The sequence below is a fragment of the Sphingopyxis sp. Soil_C_28 genome (genome assembly GCF_057657055.1).
Genome location: NZ_JBDGJE010000002.1, coordinates 458,155 through 475,074 on the forward strand (window position 1 = coordinate 458,155; position 16,920 = coordinate 475,074).

The following is a 16,920-nucleotide window of genomic DNA, read 5'->3' on the forward strand; positions in this document are numbered from 1 at the left end:
GCGCAATCCGACCAGCCTCGATTAGCATTTTGGTAAGCAGTCCTCCCCTAGGTGCGAGAGTACCAGCGGCCCATCTAGTGGGGGGCGTCGTTGGTCGAAGAGGGGTTTAGGCCATGCGAGGGACCGTATTCAGCCGGCTGCGGCTCGGCGCCACAAAGCTTTTGCGCGACCAGCGCGGCAATGCGTTCATGCTGACCGCGGCGGCAATCGTGCCGGTCATCGGTATCGTCGGTTCGGCGGTCGATATCGGCCGCGCTTATATGACGCAGCTGCGTTTGCAGCAGGCGTGCGACGCGGGCGTTCTTGCCGGGCGGCGCGCGATGGGCGGGACCGCCTATTCGGATACCTCGAAACTCGAAGCGAGCAAGATGTTCAGCTTCAACTTTCCCGCCGGCAGATATGGTAGCGAGAGCGTTGCCTTTACGTCGTGGGCGGCCGGAGCATCGGATGTTACGGGTCGCGCGACCGCGAACCTGCCCACCGCGCTGATGTATATCTTTGGCAAGGACCGGTTCGCGCTGGCTGCCGATTGCACTGCGAAACTCGAAATCTCGAACGTCGATGTCATGATGGTGCTCGACGTGACCGGATCGATGGCGAGCAAGGCCGAATCGTCCGATACCGACACCAAGATCGTGGCGCTACGCAAAGCGTCGATCGACTTTTTCGATACGCTGACCAACGCTGACGTCGGCGACGGGCGATTGCGGTTCGGGGTCGTTCCCTACAGTTCGTCGGTCAATGTCGGGCATATCCTCTATGCCAAGAATCCCGACTGGCTGGACGACGTGACTTCGCTGCCGTCGCGGACGCCCTATTATCGTACGGAATATAGAAATCCGGAGACGGTACCAAGCACCGAATATACCGACAGCGCGACGACGTTGGACGCAAGCTGGACGAGCAACGGCACGGTTACGGCCAAGGACGAAAATGCATGCAATGCATTGACGCCGCCCGTGAATACGACAGCGTCGCCAAGCGGATCGCCGAATTATAACCAGACCGGCCAATATGAAGACGGCAGCAAGCGCGTCACAACCTACAACACGACGCAACTTTATACCTACCGGACCTACCGCTACAGATGGGCCAGCAAGAAATGCCAAAAAGAATATAAGAACGCGAAATTCACCCGCACCTACGTATCGACGACCACCGAAACCAAGGTCGAAGTGTTCGAAAAATATCTTTATCAGGACCGGGATATTGACACCCGTAAAGCGAAGGCGGGGCAACCTGATGAGGCCGACACCGGTACGTCCGGCACCGGCGTTTCGCTTGCGTGGCAGGGCTGCATCATCGAACGCAAGACCGAGGAGTTCGCGGCGAACGAAACTGCGCCCGCCGACGCCTTCGACATGGACATCGACATGGTGCCAACCAATTTCGGGGAGAATCCCGAAGACACCAAATGGAAATTGTTCCTGCCAGCCGTCGCCTATCCCCGGTCTTCGCCGACGCCTTACTTCGGCACCTCGAGCTCGACCAGCAGCTTCGCGCAGATGGGCGGCGATACTGCGGCCTGTCCGGTTGCGGCAATGAACCTGACCACGATGACCAAGACGGACAAAAATACCTTCTCGACCTATATCAACTCGCTCCAGCCGAAAGGCTTTACTTATCATGATGCTGGCATGGCATGGGGCGCGCGCCTGATCTCGCCTACAGGATTGTTCGCCGCCGAAAACGGGCCGTATAATGGCCGCCCGATCAGCCGCCACATCGTTTTCATGACCGACGGCGACATGCGGACGCCACCCACCAATCTGTCGCACCAGGGCAATGAAAACTCGCTGCCGCGTATCGGCGCGACGGGAAGCACCGCCACGGCCAAGGAAAACAACGCCATCGCGCGGCACAATAATCGCTTCGTGCAATTGTGCCGGTTTGCGCGTCAGCGCGGCGTGACGGTTTGGGTCATCTCCTTCGGCGTCGGCGCCAATACAAACCTCAATACCTGCGCCTCGTCGGGCCAGGCGTTCGAGGCGGAAAATGCCGCGCAGCTCAACCAGCAGTTCCAGTCGATCGCCCGCCAGATTTCGAAACTGAGGCTGGCGCAATGAGCCCTTTCAAAGCCCTGCTACGCCGCCTTCGTCGCCATGAGCGCGGTGTCGCGCTCATCGAATTCGCGATGACCGCGCCCGTATTCCTTCTCATCCTGATGGGAATATTCGACTATTGCTGGCAAATGTACGCGCAGCAAGTGCTGCAGGGCGTCGTCGCCAAGGCGGGCCGCGATGCGACGATCGAAATCTATGCCGACGATCAGTCGAAACTCGACGGACATGTCGCGTCCGAGGTGAAGCGAGTTTTCAGCAGTGCGACCGTCAGTTTCTCGCGCCGCGCCTATGACGATTTCAGCAAGATACAGGAGCCGCGGAAGAATGCCGATGGCTGTATCGAGGATGGCGGCAAAGGCGGCAACGGCGGCGCGGACGATGTGGTTCTGTATCAGGTATCGATGCGCTACAAGCGCGTCCTTCCCGTCTGGAGCATGCTGGGTCAGCCAACTCACACGACGCTGACGTCGACCACGATTCTTCGCAATCAGCCGTTCGCGGCGGGCGGCGAAGTTGCGCCGGAGACTTGCGAATGACCCGGCTCCTCATTCCACGCCGTCTGCGAGGTCTGGCAAAGCGCCTCGCGGGTGCCGATCGCGCGTCCGTTCTGATCGAAATGGCCTTCTCGATACCCCTCCTCGTGCTGGTCGGCTTTGGTGGGCTCGAGATTGCCAATCTGACGCTGATCCATACCCGCGTCAGCCAGTTGGGACTGAACACGGCCGACAATGCGTCGCGCATCGCGGCGGGCAGCAATCTCACGCTGCCGCAAATCCGCGAGATCGACATCAACGAGGTCTTTTCGGGCGCGGAGAAGCAAGCCGCGGGCCTTGATTTCAAGACACGCGGCCGCATCATCCTCTCGAGTCTCGAGCAGAACAGGGATGGCGGCCAGTGGATTCACTGGCAGCGATGCTATGGCGATCTGAGCGTCAGGTCTGCATATGGGCCTGAGGGCACGGGCATCACGGGCGTCGATTTCAAGGGCATGGGCGCGACGGGGCGCGAGGTCACAGCGGCCGGCGGAACCGCGGTGATGTTCGTCGAAGTGACGTATAAATACGAACCTTTGCTCTATGGGAAGTGGCTGGGGGCCAAGACGATCCAATCGGTCGCGGCCTTCAATATTCGCGAGTCGCGCGATCTCTCTGGGGTCAAGGCCCCCGGCGCGGCCGCGACCTGTCCGGCCTGACCGCCACGAACGGCATTTATTCCCCGCATCGAGGCTGCTATCGCCCGCGCATCGATGACTGCCACCCATCCTCCCGATAGCCAGCTCCGCGGATTCCTGGCCTTGCTGCCATCGGCGGCGCGGCCCTATGCGTTGCTCGCGCGGTTCGACCGGCCGATCGGCTGGTGGCTGCTCTATTGGCCCTGCGCTTTTGCGCTCGCGCTGGGCGGCGGAGCGATCAGTCACTGGCCCTTGTTCCTGTGGATGCTCGCCGGCGCGATCGCGATGCGCGGGGCGGGGTGCGTCTATAATGATATCGTCGACCGCGACCTCGACGCCCGGGTCGCGCGCACGGCGTCGCGCCCGGTCGCGAGCGGCGCGGTATCGGTGCGGAGCGCGCTGCTATGGACGGGGCTGCTGTCGCTTGTCGGGCTGATCGTGCTGCTCCAGCTGCCGCGCCCCGCGCAGATTGTCGCGCTCGCCAGCCTGATCCTCGTTGCGGGCTATCCGTTCATGAAACGCATCACCTGGTGGCCGCAGGCGTGGCTGGGCCTTGTGTTCAGCTGGGGCGCCCTTGTCGCCTGGATGGCGGTGGGCGGGGGCGACGGCCTCGCGCTGCCCCTGCTCTATGCCGGATGCATCGCATGGGTGATCGGCTATGACACCATCTATGCGCTGCAGGATATTGAGGACGACATGCTGATCGGCGTGAAGTCCAGCGCGCGCGCGATGGGGCGTCATGTGAAGGGCGGCGTCGCGATGTGCTACGCGGCGGCGCTTGCTTGTTGGGGCGGTGCGCTGTGGGCAATGCGGCCCGATCCGCTGGTCTTGATCGCGCTGCTGCCCGCTGCGGTGCACCTGACGGGGCAGGTGGTGACGCTCGATCCCGCGAATGGCGAGGACGCGCTGGCGAAGTTTCGCAGCAATCGTTTCGCCGGGCTGCTGATCTTCGCGGCGATGCTGGTGGTGGGGACGGCGCCTTAGGGCTTCTTGCCGGTGACGCCCGTTGCGCAGCCGAAGAAGTGGCGGCGGAATTCGACCTCCAGTCCCGCTTCTCGCAACATCATGGCAAAGTGCTGCGCATCGCCGAAATTGGTGCAATAGGTGCCGATCATCGCAAAATCCTGCGCCCCGCGCAGGAAAAGGCGCTCGATCATCGGCAATACGCCCTTCAGGTAAAACAGATAGAGCGGGCGGAGAATCCAGCCCTTCGGGTCCGATGCTTCGATGAAGGAAAAGCGCCCGCCGGATTTCAGCAGACGCGCCGTCAGCACGGCGAGCTGACGAAGCTGATCCGCATTGAAGGTCTTGAGCCCGAAGGTCGACAGAATGAAATCGGCCGATGCCGCGGGCAGATTGCTCGCAAGGACATTGTCCTCGACAAAGGCGATGCGGTGGCTCCTTTCCTTGTGGAGCCGCTCCATCGCCAGACGGTGCATCCCCGACGAAATATCGACCGCGGTGATGTCGCGGACATGCGGGTGGCGGGCGAACAGATGCGGCCAGGCCTCGCCAGTGCCAGCCATCAGGTCGAGCCCTGCCAGCCCCGGTTTATCGGGCAAGTCCAGCCCGTCGACGCATTCGCGGCGCCAGCGTTCGGTGAAACCCATCGAGCAGAAAGTGCTGAACAGGATATAGCGGCGCGAGCAGCGGTCGAAGACCCCCTTTACGAAGGCGGGATCATAGATGTCGGCCGGGCTATCGGTCATTCGGCGGCGAGCAGTTCCTCGGCGCCGCCGAGGTCGACCGACACGAGGCGCGATACGCCGCGCTCGATCATCGTCACCCCGAACAGGCGGTGCATGCGCGCCATCGTCACCGCATTGTGGGTGACGATCAGGTAGCGGGTGTTGGTCTCGCGCGCCATGCGATCGAGCAGGTCGCAGAAACGCTCGATATTCGCGTCGTCCAAAGGCGCGTCGACTTCGTCAAGGACGCAGATCGGTGCGGGATTGGTCAGGAACAGGCCAAAGATCAGCGCGACCGCGGTCAGCGCCTGCTCGCCGCCTGACAGCAGCGTCAGCGTGCCGAGCCGTTTGCCCGGCGGCTGCGCCATGATTTCGAGCCCGGCCTCGAGCGGATCGTCCGAATCGACGAGTTCGAGATGCGCCTGCCCGCCGTTGAACAGCGTCGTGAACAGCCGCTGGAAATGCGTGTTCACCGCCTCGAACGCGGCGAGCAGGCGAACGCGGCCTTCGCGGTTCAGATTGCCGATCGACCCGCGCAGGCGGTGCACCGCCTGCGTCAGTTCCTCGATCTCGGCGGCGTTCTTCTCGCGCTCGGTGTCGAGTTCGATCAGTTCGTCGGCGGCGACGAGGTTGACCGGACCCAGCCGCTCGCGCTCGGCGACAAGCCGGTCGTGCTGCGCCGATTCGGCATTGGCATCGCCGACGCTTTCGCTTTCGAACCCGGCCTTTTGCGGCAGCAGCGGGGGCGGGCATTCGAAGCGTTCGCCCGACAGGCGCCCCAACTCGATCCGCCGCAGCTCGGCATTTTCGGACCGTGCGATGGCACCCGCGCGCGTTTCGCGCGCGGCGGCAACGCGCTCGCGGATCGCGTTGAGCGCCGTTTCGGCCTCGCGCAGCGCGGCCTCGGCGGCGCGTTCCTGCGTTTCGGCGGCCGCGACCTTGTCGCGCAATGCGGCCTGCTGCGCTTCGGCGGCGGCGCGTTGTTCGGCGAGCCGCCCTGGAACGTCGGCGAGCTTCGTTGCCTCGGCGGCCAGCGCGTCGGTACGCTTGTCCATCTCGGTCACGCGGCGCGCGGCCTCCCCCGCGCGCGCTTTCCAGCTCTTGATTTCGGCGCTGACGACCGCCTGCCGTTCGCTCAAGCCCGCGAGCGTGCGTTCGTGAGCGGTCAGCGTGTCGCGTGCGGCGTTGGCGTCAGCGCGTGCGCGCTCGGCGGCCCGATCTTCGGCTTCGAGCGCGGCGCGCGCGATGCTGTCGTCGGGCAGCGCGGCAAGCGCGGCTTCCTGCGCCGCCAGCTGCTCGGCGGCTTCGCTCGCAGCTTCGGCGATTTCGGCAAGGCGGCGGTCGAACAGCGCGGCGGCGTCGCGGTGGCGGTCGATTGCGGCCTGCGCCTGATCGGCGGCGCGCAGCGCGGTGCGGCGGGCCTCGTCGGCCCCGGCGAGCGCCTTTCTGGCAGCGGCCGATGCTTCGGTCAATTCGGTCGCCTTCGCGGCGGCGGCATCGCGGCGATCGCGCAGTTCCTGCACCCCCAGTTCGACCTGCGGACGCTGCGCGGCGAGCGCATCGAGGCGGTTCTGGCGTTGCAGCCGCTCGGTTGCGGTCGCGCCGTCGCCGCGCGTGACGAAACCATCCCAGCGGCGCATCACGCCGCCCAAGGTAACAAGGCGCTGGCCGACCGCGAGCGCTTGTCCGCTGTCGGTGTCGGCCACCGCAACTTGCGCAAGCCGTCTCGCGAGCGCAGCGGGTGCCTTGACGAATTCCGCGAGCGCTGGGGTGTCGGCCGGAAGCGCGGGGTCGCTCTTCCCGCTGGCGACACCGCCCCAGCTGCGCGCCGAATCGGTGTCGGTCCCGGCGTCGAGATCGTCGCCCAGCGCGGCGGCGAGCGCGGCTTCATAACCCGGCGCGACGCGAAGCCGATCGAGGATGCGGCTTTCGTCGCGGCGACCCGCGGCGAGTGCGCGTTCAAGGGTTGTCGCCTCGCCGTCAAGCGCGGCGAGCGCGGCGCGCGCCTCGGCGAGGCCAGCTTCGATGCCTGTGAGGTCGGCAGAGGTCGCCTCGCGATCGGCCTCGGCCTCGTGCAGCGCGGTTTCGGCGGCGGCAATCGCCGCTTCGGCGGCTTCGGCGGCCTTGACGCTTTCGGCATGTCTCGCGCCGAGGGCTTCGCTGTCACCGAGCGAAGCGACCTCTGAATCGACGCGTGCCTTGTCATTTGCGACCCGGCGCACCGCGGCTTCGGCGCTATCGCGTGCCGACACCGCAATGCGCCGGTCGGCGGCTTCGCTCGCGGCCTTGGCGCGGGCCTGCGCCAGCGCGACCTCGGCATCGCGAAGCCGTGCCTGCGCGGCCAGATTGGCGTCGGCGAGCGCGGCCTTGCCCGCGTCATGGCCGGCGATGTCCTGCGCCAGCGACTTGCTTTCGGTATCGAGTGCGGTCAGCGCGCCATGGGCTTCGCGCGCGAGTTCGCTTTCATGGGCGCGATCGTCGGCGAGGCGTCTTTGCTGCGCCGCCAGATCCTCGAGCCGCTGCAATGCGGCGCGCTCCTCGCCCTGCAACCGCACCTGCGTCGCGGTCGCCTCGGCCAATGCCTCGCGCTGCGTCTGCGCATCGCTGCGCGCCGCCGCGACGCGCGTTGCGACCTCGGTCTGCGCCTTGGAGACGGTTTCGAGTTCTTCCTGCGCGGTCTTCACCGCCGCTTCGGCGGCATCGGCGTCGCGGCGCGCCTGATCGGCGGCGGCGGCGGCGTCGCGCCAGCGCGCATAGATCAGCCGCCCCTCGGCGATGCGAATCTCGTCGCTCAGCTTCTTGTACTTCTCCGCGGCGCGCGCCTGCCGTCGCAACGCATTGGCGCGGACTTCCATGTCGGCGACGATTTCGGAGAGGCGGGTCAGGTTGGTTTCGGTCGCGCGCAGCTTTTGCTCGGCGTCCTTGCGGCGGACGTGCAGCCCCGCGATGCCCGCCGCTTCCTCCAGCATCGCGCGGCGATCGGTCGGCTTGGCCGCGATGACGTTGGCGATCTTGCCCTGGCTGACGAGCGCCGGGCTGTGCGCGCCGGTCGCGGCGTCGGCAAAAATCAGCGCGACATCCTTGGCGCGCACGTCACGGCCGTTGGCGCGATAGGCCGATCCCGCGCCGCGCTCGATACGGCGGATAACTTCCAGATCGTCGCCGTCGCTCGAGTCCGACAGGCCGGCGACGAGCGCGCCTTCGGTGTCGCAATGGAGTGCGACCTCGGCGAAATCGCGCGCCGGACGCGACGAGGTGCCCGCGAAGATCACATCTTCCATCCCGCCGCCGCGCATCGATTTGGGGGAGGATTCGCCCATCACCCAGCGGATCGCCTCGAGCAGGTTCGACTTGCCGCAGCCATTGGGCCCGACGACGCCGGTCAGCCCGGGTTCGATGCGCAGTTCGGTAGGTTCGACGAAGCTTTTGAAACCGGTGAGGCGTAACCGCTTTATCTGCACGGGGACGCCCCGTGCAGTTCATCGAATCGGAATCGGTGCAACCTTGATGTCACATATCCCCCTGACGCTGTCATGCCGCGCCCCACGGGGAGTCGCAAGGGGGTAGGGTTCGCGCCTACCCCCAAGCCAAATCAGCGCGCGCCCATCGTGCGCAGGCGGTCACGCAGCGGGCCCCAGCCGTTGATACCTTCGGCAACCTGGCCGTTAATGACGAACGACGGCGTGCTGTTGATCTGATGTTGCTCGACCGCGTTGTTGGTGCCCTTTTCGATCGCCTCGACATTCTCGACCTTGGCGAGGCACTGCTGGATCGTCGCGGCGGGGACGCCGCGCTGCTGATAGAACTGGTCGATGCCCCAGCCCTTGGCGAGCGCGACGAAGCGCTGCGCGGGCGGCAGCTTCATGGCTTCTTCGATCCCCGGTGCCGGCTTCGATGCGCCGGCGATGAACGCCTCATGCTCGAGGAAGGTGGCATCGGCGAGCGGGAAGAAGCGGTCGGGGCCGGTGCATTTGACGATCGCGCCCGAAATCGCATCGACCGGGTGCAGCATGAACGGCGTCAGCTTGTACGAAACGCGGCCCGTGTCGACGAAGTCGCGCTTCAGCTCTTCGTGCGAATCCTTGGCGAACTGCGCGCAGTGACCGCAGGTGAAGGCGCCATATTCTTCGAGTTTGATCGGCGCATCGGGATTGCCCATCACCACGCCATCGCCGTCGACGCGCACGACCTGCGACCAGCTCTTGCCGGCGGGCGGGGCGACCTTGGCGACGACAGCCTGTTCTTTGGAAGGGTCGGTGGCGCCGTCGCCGCAACCGGCGAGGGCGAGCGCGCCGAGTGACGACAAAAGGGCGATACGAAGCGAAGCGGTCATGTCATTCTTTCTCCACAGAACGGGAATGCGGGGCTTTTACGAGGCCTTTAGCGCAAGGTCGAGTTTCGATTTCAACGCGGGCCACGCGGTGACCCCGGCGTTGCGGCCGTTGACGAAAAAGCTCGGCGTGCCTTCGACGCGGTCGGCATTGAGGCCGATGTTGGTCATTCCGGTGAGTTCGGCTTGCGCAACCTCGCTGTCGAGCGCGGCGTCGATCTGCGCCTGCGTATAGCCGCGCGCGCGCATCAGGGCTGTGAGCCCGGTGTCGGCGGCGATCTTGCGCGCGCGCTGGCCGGTCGTGCCTTCGAACCAGTTGGTCTTTTGCGCGTCGGTCGCTTTCTGGATCTTCGCGATCACGGCTGGAAACGCGTTGAAGATCGCCTGATGATTGCCGGGGAACGCCTTCGGGGCGCCACAGCGCGCCAGCAAGGCCGCCGTCATATCGACCGGGTCGCGAACGAGATTGCGATATTCGAACAGGACGAGGCCGCGATCGACATATTGCGTCTTCAGCGGCAGCGACCCCGCTTTGGCGAAATCGGCACAGACGTGGCAGGTGTAGCTGAAATATTCGACCAGCCGGACCTTCGCCGCGGGATTGCCGACGAGAAATGCGCCGATCGGGCTGGTCGTGACGGTCGATGACCAGGCCGGCGCGGGTGTTGCGGCGACCAGGGTCAACGCGGCGCCCGAAAGCGCAAACATCGCGGTGCGGCGATCGAGAAGCGGGTCGTCAAAAGACATCGTCGGCCGTCTTTCCTTCAGCTGATGCGGGGGAGTTTCGGCGCGGTCGCCAATCCCGCTGCCATCCGTTCGAGCACGGTTCGCAGTTCCGGGTCACCGATATCCCGCAAACTGTCCCCCAGTTCGGCGGGTACGGGTTTCAGCATTGCCGGCGGCTGAACAGGCGCGGCGGGGGTAACCTGGCCGTGCGTCATGCGGACCTGCGCAACGGCGGCATAGCCGAAGAAGCGATTGACCGCGCCGATGATGTCGGGCGCGACATGTTGCAGCATCGGGGCGTGCGCGCCGCTGATCGTCAGGTGGAGCGTGCCGCCCGCCTTTTGCCCGGCCGGAAAGCGGATCATCGCGGGCTGGGTTACATCGGCGAGCCGGTCGCCGACGATTTCGCGCCAGCGGCTGACGACCGAGCTTTGGACAAAGCCGAATTTGCGAAAGGCGGCGCGGCCGATTTCGGGCACGAGGTCGGATACCATGCGGGCCTCGCCGCCGCGCGGGCGTTCATAGGCGCGCACGGGCGCCTTGGCGGTTTTCGCCTTTGCTTTCGCCTTTGCCTTTTTGGCCGGCGCATCCTCTCCCGCGTCTTTCGTCATAGCGGGTGCCATGCCATAGGCGGGGGGTGAGCGTCCAGACTTCCCACATTGCAGGCGACATCGTCCGCGACTTCGCCGACCGCCTGCTCGGCTGGTACGATCGCGCCGCGCGGGTGCTGCCGTGGCGCATCGCGCCGAACAGCGGCGGCAAGCCCGATCCCTATCGCATCTGGATGGCCGAGGTGATGCTGCAGCAGACGACGGTGGCGGCAGTGGCGGGTTATTTCGAGCGTTTTATTGCGCGTTGGCCGACAGTTGCCGATCTGGCGGCGGCGGCGGATGCCGATGTCATGGCGGCCTGGGCCGGGCTTGGCTATTACGCCCGCGCGCGAAATTTGCTTGCCTGCGCCCGCGCGGTGGTCGCGGATCATGGCGGGCAGTTTCCCGATAACGAGAGTGGCTTACGCGCGTTGCCGGGGATCGGCGACTATACTGCGGCATCGGTCGCGGCGATCGCCTTTGGCCGGCCGGCTGTCGTTATTGATGCCAATATCGAGCGGGTCATTGCGCGCCACCGCCTGATCGAGACGCCGCTGCCGATGGCGAAGCGCGAGATTCGCGCCGAGCTGGCGCCGCGGGTGCCTGACGATCGGCCGGGGGATTTTGCTCAGGCGCTGATGGATCTTGGTGCGACCATCTGCACGTCGCGTTCGCCTGCCTGCGCGATCTGCCCTTTGATGGCCGACTGCCGCGCGCGGGGGCGGGGAGATCTCGAGCGGCTGCCGGTGAAGCCTCCGAAGAAGGCCAAGCCGCATCGCCACGGTCTGGCGCACTGGATCGAGGCGGAGGGTCGGATCTGGCTCGTCCGCCGCCCGGACAAGGGCATGCTCGGCGGGATGCGCGCGCTGCCCGGCGGCGACTGGACCGATGCGAGACCGCCCGATTCGGGAATCGTCAGTGTCGATCATGGTTTTACCCATTTCGATCTCACGTTGACCTTGGTGCGGCGCGAACCTCCGCCCGAAGGCTCGGATGCCGCAGCGGAAGGCGAATGGTGGCCGATTGCGGGCCTTGACGCCGCCGGGCTGCCGACGCTCTATCGTAAACTGACCGACAAGATGCTGGAGAGAGACGGATGAACATGATGGTGTCGCGCCGCGCGCTGATGGGTGGGATGGCGCTGGCTGGTGCGGGCGCGTTGCTGCCGCGCTCCGCGCTGGCGTGGAAGGTCGACGGCGCGGGGCTTTATCCGGCGACCAATGCGTTCATCAAAGGCTTCGTCGACCGCCGCGAACTCGCCGGCGCGCTCGCCGCGATCGGCAAGGGGCAGGAGGTGCCGGTGTTTTTCGGCGCCGGGGTGCGGTCGAACGATTCGTCGACGCCGGTCGGCCCTGACACGCTGTGGCGCCTCTATTCGATGACCAAGCCCGTTACCGGGATCGCCGCCATGCTGCTGATCGAAGACGGCAAGATGAAGCTCGATCAGCCGATCGCCGACTTCCTGCCGCTCTTCGCAAAGATGAATGTGCAGAATGTGGCCGACGGGTCTATCACCGATGTGCGCCCGGCGAAGGGCCCGATCACGGTGCGCCAGCTGCTCACCCATACCGCGGGGCTCGGCTATAATATCATCCAGAAGGGGCCGATCAAAAAGGCCTATGACGACAATGGTATCGCTGGCGGACAGGCAAGCCGCCTGCCGATTCCGGGTTTCGCGCCGGTGACGCCCGCGCCGAGCCTTGCGGCGATGGCCGACCGGCTCGCGGCGCTGCCGCTCGTCTATGAGCCGGGGACGAAATGGAGCTATTCGATCAGCCTCGACCTGATGGGGCGGTTGATCGAGGTCGTGTCGGGGCAGGCGTTCGATGCGTTCCTTAAGGCGCGGCTGTTCGATCCGCTCGGCATGACGAGCACCGGCTTCATGGTGGCCGCGAAGGATGTCGGGCGCTTCACGAGCAATTATGCGCCCTTCGGCGGCGCGCTGATCCCCTTCGACCCCGCGGCTAGCTCGATTTATCTAGACCCGCCGCCCTATCCGTTTGGCGGCGGCGGGCTCGTGTCGAGCGCGCGCGATTACGACCGCTTCCTTGCGATGCTGCTCGGCGAGGGTGAAACCGGCGGCGTGCGCGTGATGAAGCGTGAAACCGCGCGGCTCGCGATGTCGAACCTCATCGCCGACAGCATCGACCGCAAGGGGACTTTCATCGACGGGCAGGGCTTTGGCGCCGGCGGCCGCGTGTCGCTCCCGACTTCGCCGGGCGGCGAAGGGATTTTCGGCTGGGCGGGCGCGGCGGGGACGATCGGCTTCGTCCATCGCAAACTCGGTTATCGCGTCGGGGGCTACACGCAGATCATGCCGCCCGACGCCGTGTCGTTCCAGGGCAAGTTCGGTGAGACCTTCTTTTCGGACGTCACCCGCTGATGCCGTTGCCACTCGGGTTCACCGGGGCGTGGCTCGATCGCGCCGACCAGTTGCGGACGAATGCGGATGCCTTTGCCGCCGCCACCGCCGATCCGAGAGCGCGCTGCCTCGCGCTTGACGGCATCGACTTCGTGCCGGGCGAGGGCGGCGGGTTGCTGTGGGAGGCGCTGGACCCCGCCGGCGACCGCGCGCTGATGTTGCTCGGAATCGACGATGCGGGGATCCCGCACTTCGTGCGCGAGGCCCCGTCCGGAGTACGGATCGATGCGCGATCGCGCACGGTGATGCGGCTGCTGCCTTTGCTTTCAGGCGAGGATGCGGCGCTGTACGGCGGTGCGCGCAGCCTTGTCGACTGGCATGCGCGGCATCGCTTCTGTGCGGTGTGCGGATCGCCGACCGATCTGTTTCGCGGCGGATGGGGTCGGCGCTGTGGCAGCTGCAACGCCGAACATTTTCCGCGTGTCGATCCCGTCGTGATCATGCTTGCCGAATGCGAGGGGCGGGTGCTCGTCGGGCGGCAGGGCGGGTTTCCACCGGGATTCTTCTCGGCGCTCGCGGGGTTCGTCGAACCCGGCGAATCGCTGGAGGAAGCGGTCGCGCGCGAGTTGTTCGAGGAAGCGGGCATTCGCGTGTCGGATGTCGCTTATGTGGCGAGCCAACCCTGGCCGTTCCCGTCGTCACTGATGATCGGCTGCCGCGCGGTCGCGAAGGATCCCGCGCTGACGCTCGATACGACCGAGATCGAGGCCGCGATGTGGGTGGACAAGGCCGAAGTACGCGCCGCACTCGCGGGAGATATGGGCGCGCCGTTCATGGCGCCGCCGCCACTGGCGATCGCGCGCTACCTGCTGGAAGATTGGGTCGGCTAAAGCCGCTTGCCGGTAATTCGGCTGATTTCCTTCGCCACCATCGCCTCGACGAGCGAGGGCAGGTTGGTGTCTAGCCAGTCCTTGAGCATCGGGCGCAGCGCGTCGAGGACGACGTCCTCCATCGTGCGGCCGGCAACGTTCGGCCCTGCCACTGTCGCCGCGGCAACCGCAGGTGCCACGGCAGCGGTCAATGCTTCGAGCGACTGGCGCGCGGCATCGGCGCTTGCTGCAGAGACAAGCTCTTCGGCCGCAGGCGCCGCTTCGGCGTCTTCTTCTTCGTCCTGAAGGTCTAGAATATCGTCGTTTTCGGCGAGCCGGGCTTCGCGAATACTACCGGGCGCCTCGTCACGAGCGATCACGCGCCGAATCGACGACAATATATCTTCCATCGACGGTTCCCGCGACATATCGCCCATAACCCAACCCCCTAAACCATCACGATTACCGGATGGTTAACAATCCTCTTACCGATTTGGGGCGCGTTTTGCCAAGCGTTATTGTGGTGACAGCGACGGCGGCCCGACGGGAACACTGGCGGTTGCGGCCGGAACGGCGCGCGTGTCGGTCGCGACCTGCTGCGGCGCCGGGTCGTCGGCCCAATCCCAGATCTGGCCCTTCACGCGTCTGTAATTGACTTCGGGATCATACAGCGCGCCGCCCTCGATACCGAGGTCGCGCGCTTCGGCCTTGCCCATCGCGGCGAGGACCGAGAAGGCGGCGACATAGGAGTTGCGCTGCGCCGACACCAGCTGGACCTGCGTGTTCAGATATTCCTGTTCGGCGTTCAAAATGTCGAGGATCGAGCGCGTGCCGACGCTGTTTTCGGCGCGGACGCCCTCGAGCGAGAGGCCGTTGGCGCTCACCGCCTGCTGCGTCGCAGTGATGATACGCTCGTTCGCCTGCCACGCGGCATAAGCGCCGCGGGTCTGCGCGATCACGCTACGTTCGACCTCGACATAATTCTCGATTGCCTGGCTGGTGCGCGACTGCGCCTGGCGCACCTGCGCGGCAGGGCGCCCGCCCTGGAACAATGGTATCGTCAGCGAAAGCCCGGCCTGCGCGCTCTTCGTGACATTTTCCGAGGTGGTGTTCCCCGATGGGACCGAATTCAGATTATTATTGTAACCCGCGCTGCTTGTCGCGGACAGCTTGGGCAGCCGCCCGGCGCGGGCGACGCCGATGTCGGCGCGGCTGGCGCTGACGAGCTGGTTTGCAGCTTCTATATCGGGGTTGCTGGCTAGCGCGATCGCGACCGCATCTTCGGGGGATGCGGGAAGGTTCGGCAATTGCGGCGGCTGTTCAAGGTCGACCGGGGCATCGCCGACGAGGCGAACATAGGATTCACGGCTGGCAATCAGATTGGATTCGGCGGTGCGCAGATCGCCCTCGGCAAGCGCCAGCCGTGCCTCCGACTGGGCGACGTCGGTGCGCGTCAGATCGCCAATCTCGAAGCGGTCGCTCGTTGCCTGCAAATTGGTACGAAGGACCGAGACATTTTTCTGGTTGAGCTGGACGATCGCGGAATCGCGAATAACGTCCATATAGGCGCCAACGGTCTGCGAAAAAATGCTCGCCTCGGTCGCGCGCAGATCGGCCTGTCCAGCCTCGACGCGAAATTTGGCGGCTTTCACTGCGTTGCGTACCGCGCCGCCCTGATAAATGGGTACCGACACCTGTCCGCCGACACTCACGAAGCGCTTGGGCGAAAAGAAGCTGTTGCCCGGCAGCACCAGGTTTTCCTGATAGTCGACGCCGACGCCGACGTTCGGCAGACCTTGCGACTTCTGAATCGGGACATTTTCGTCGTTGGCACGCTGTCCGGCGCGTGCGGCGGTCAGCGTGGGGTTGTTTTCATAGGCCTTGGCCAGTGCATCCTGCAATGTTTCGGCCTGCGCCGCAGGCGCCAGCACCAGCGCGCCGACCGCGAGGCCGGCAAGCCAGCGGGCACGGCGAAGGGGCTGTCTCTTATTGTTATCGTGCATATTGATGTCAGCCTGAAACAAGGGGGGATATGGCCTTAGAACTGAAAACCTGCCGGCGCGGTAAAGCCGGGCAACGGCGCGACGTCCATGTCGGCAAAGCTGCGCAGCGCGATAGTGCCGCCGGTCTTCACACCCTCGACGAGTCGTGTCACCGCGCCCTCGCGCTGCGCCGCGACCAGCCGGCCGCCTTCGGCCAGCTGCGCCACCAGCGCTTCGGGCAGCGTCTCGATCGCGCCTTCGATGATGATGCGGTCGAACGGCGCCGCGTCTGGTGCGCCGGCGGCCAGCGGTCCTTCGACCCAGCGGATCGCGTCATGGGCGGCGGCGGTGCGTGCTACGGCCAACAGTTCGCCCTGTTCCTCGACTGCGTGAACCTCGGCGCCGAGCAGCGCGAGCAGCGCAGCGGTATAGCCCGTCGCGCTACCGATGAGTAGCACGCGCATGCCGGGGCGGATCGCTGCCGCGACGAGCATGCGGCCGGTGACCAGCGGCGCATTGAGCGCGCGGCCGTGGCCCAGCGCAACCGCGCGGTCGGTATAAGCGACACCGGCGAGCGCGGCAGGCACATGCGCCTCGCGCGGTACCGCCGCCATCGCACCGATAATGGCGGGGTCGATGACATCGCTGGTCCTGAGCTGGCTGTCGATCATGGCGGAGCGCATCTCCGCCGCCGTGATTTCGCTAAACTTCGTCGCCATCAGCCTTTTCCGATTCCCTGGAACATGAACCTTTGCGGGGCCGCTTTAGCCGAAGCCATGCTGTATTGCAATGGTAATACAGCCATGCCGCCGCGCGTTGCCGCGCATAGCTGGCAACGGGGGTGCCGCCAACCCCGCATCGTGCGCCCGGCAGCGCCCGCGCGGCGCCATTCGGGCGACTCCTTGACAAGGCGGCGAAAGCCGCTCACTAGCATCGCCGTCCAACACCCGGCCCATCCCAAAGGGGATGCGGCAATTTGGCATGAGGCCCGATGGCGGAGTGGTGACGTAGCGGACTGCAAATCCGCGCACGCCGGTTCGATTCCGGCTCGGGCCTCCAACTTTCCCTGAAATTATGCATTTAAACGCATGCTGCGTCCAAGCTTGGGCCGTTGCGGAAACAACGAAGGGCTGCGCCTT

15 protein-coding genes and 1 tRNA gene are annotated in these 16,920 nt (G+C 65.5%); 8 read left to right on the top strand and 8 right to left on the bottom strand.

All coding sequences use genetic code 11. From position 1 onward, the window contains the following. Positions 1–113: 113 nt before the first annotated feature. From AC3A43_RS10350 to ubiA, 4 genes are read left to right on the top strand one after another with little or no spacing between them, the layout of a single operon-like run. Entirely contained in the window at positions 114–2,066 is a 1,953-nt protein-coding gene (locus tag AC3A43_RS10350) for a TadE/TadG family type IV pilus assembly protein (RefSeq protein WP_487792461.1), read from the top strand. After that, a complete protein-coding gene (locus AC3A43_RS10355; protein ID WP_487792462.1) occupies positions 2,063–2,599 on the top strand; it encodes a TadE family protein in 537 nt (178 codons plus the stop codon). Before AC3A43_RS10350 ends, AC3A43_RS10355 begins: the two co-directional genes overlap by 4 nt. Beyond that, complete coding sequence (locus AC3A43_RS10360) at positions 2,596–3,255, top strand: TadE/TadG family type IV pilus assembly protein (RefSeq protein ID WP_487792463.1); 660 nt, start codon at positions 2,596–2,598, stop codon at positions 3,253–3,255. Before AC3A43_RS10355 ends, AC3A43_RS10360 begins: the two co-directional genes overlap by 4 nt. Before the next feature lie 54 nt (positions 3,256–3,309). After that, positions 3,310–4,218 (top strand): 4-hydroxybenzoate octaprenyltransferase, encoded by a 909-nt coding sequence (gene ubiA / locus AC3A43_RS10365; RefSeq protein WP_487792464.1) that lies wholly within the window; start codon positions 3,310–3,312, stop codon positions 4,216–4,218. Here the strand turns inward: ubiA and AC3A43_RS10370 are convergent. From AC3A43_RS10370 to AC3A43_RS10390, 5 genes are all read right to left on the bottom strand, one after another. Beyond that, positions 4,215–4,943, bottom strand: coding sequence for a class I SAM-dependent methyltransferase (locus AC3A43_RS10370; RefSeq protein ID WP_487792465.1), 729 nt, complete (start codon positions 4,941–4,943; stop codon positions 4,215–4,217). The two genes, ubiA and AC3A43_RS10370, sit on opposite strands and share 4 nt — an antisense overlap. Then, on the bottom strand, positions 4,940–8,383 hold the full coding sequence (gene smc, locus AC3A43_RS10375) for a chromosome segregation protein SMC (protein ID WP_487792466.1): 3,444 nt from the start codon (positions 8,381–8,383) through the stop codon (positions 4,940–4,942). Before smc ends, AC3A43_RS10370 begins: the two co-directional genes overlap by 4 nt. A gap of 131 nt (positions 8,384–8,514) precedes the next feature. Beyond that, positions 8,515–9,255: a thioredoxin domain-containing protein gene (locus tag AC3A43_RS10380; RefSeq protein WP_487792467.1), complete on the bottom strand. Its 741-nt coding sequence runs from the start codon at positions 9,253–9,255 to the stop codon at positions 8,515–8,517. Positions 9,256–9,291: 36 nt separating this feature from the next. Further along, positions 9,292–9,999 carry a thioredoxin domain-containing protein gene (locus AC3A43_RS10385; RefSeq protein ID WP_487792468.1) on the bottom strand — a complete coding sequence of 236 codons (708 nt, stop codon included), beginning with the start codon at positions 9,997–9,999 and terminating at the stop codon, positions 9,292–9,294. A gap of 17 nt (positions 10,000–10,016) precedes the next feature. Next, positions 10,017–10,589, bottom strand: a complete 573-nt coding sequence (locus tag AC3A43_RS10390; RefSeq protein WP_487792469.1) for a DUF721 domain-containing protein — start codon at positions 10,587–10,589, stop codon at positions 10,017–10,019. Between the two features lie 26 nt (positions 10,590–10,615). Between AC3A43_RS10390 and AC3A43_RS10395 the strand changes: the two genes are divergently transcribed. The 3 genes from AC3A43_RS10395 to nudC are packed head-to-tail and all read left to right on the top strand — an operon-like array spanning position 10,616 to position 13,820. Continuing rightward, positions 10,616–11,668, top strand: coding sequence for an A/G-specific adenine glycosylase (locus AC3A43_RS10395; RefSeq protein WP_487792470.1), 1,053 nt, complete (start codon positions 10,616–10,618; stop codon positions 11,666–11,668). Next, positions 11,665–12,951 (top strand): serine hydrolase domain-containing protein, encoded by a 1,287-nt coding sequence (locus AC3A43_RS10400; RefSeq protein ID WP_487792471.1) that lies wholly within the window; start codon positions 11,665–11,667, stop codon positions 12,949–12,951. Before AC3A43_RS10395 ends, AC3A43_RS10400 begins: the two co-directional genes overlap by 4 nt. After that, a complete protein-coding gene (gene nudC / locus AC3A43_RS10405) occupies positions 12,951–13,820 on the top strand; it encodes an NAD(+) diphosphatase (protein ID WP_487792472.1) in 870 nt (289 codons plus the stop codon). Before AC3A43_RS10400 ends, nudC begins: the two co-directional genes overlap by 1 nt. Here nudC and AC3A43_RS10410 read toward each other — a convergent pair. The 3 genes from AC3A43_RS10410 to AC3A43_RS10420 all read right to left on the bottom strand — a co-directional run bounded on the left by AC3A43_RS10410 (position 13,817) and on the right by AC3A43_RS10420 (position 16,500). Next, positions 13,817–14,236: a DUF2497 domain-containing protein gene (locus tag AC3A43_RS10410; protein ID WP_487792473.1), complete on the bottom strand. Its 420-nt coding sequence runs from the start codon at positions 14,234–14,236 to the stop codon at positions 13,817–13,819. The two genes, nudC and AC3A43_RS10410, sit on opposite strands and share 4 nt — an antisense overlap. Positions 14,237–14,314: 78 nt before the next feature. Then, the gene (locus tag AC3A43_RS10415) at positions 14,315–15,802 is read right to left on the bottom strand and encodes a TolC family outer membrane protein (protein ID WP_487792474.1); all 1,488 of its coding nucleotides are present in this window, start codon (positions 15,800–15,802) and stop codon (positions 14,315–14,317) included. Between the two features lie 35 nt (positions 15,803–15,837). Beyond that, a complete protein-coding gene (locus tag AC3A43_RS10420) occupies positions 15,838–16,500 on the bottom strand; it encodes a protein-L-isoaspartate O-methyltransferase family protein (RefSeq protein WP_487792475.1) in 663 nt (220 codons plus the stop codon). A 266-nt stretch (positions 16,501–16,766) separates the two neighbouring features. Between AC3A43_RS10420 and AC3A43_RS10425 the strand changes: the two genes are divergently transcribed. After that, a tRNA-Cys gene (locus AC3A43_RS10425) sits at positions 16,767–16,840 on the top strand. The last annotated feature ends 80 nt before the right edge of the window (positions 16,841–16,920 follow it).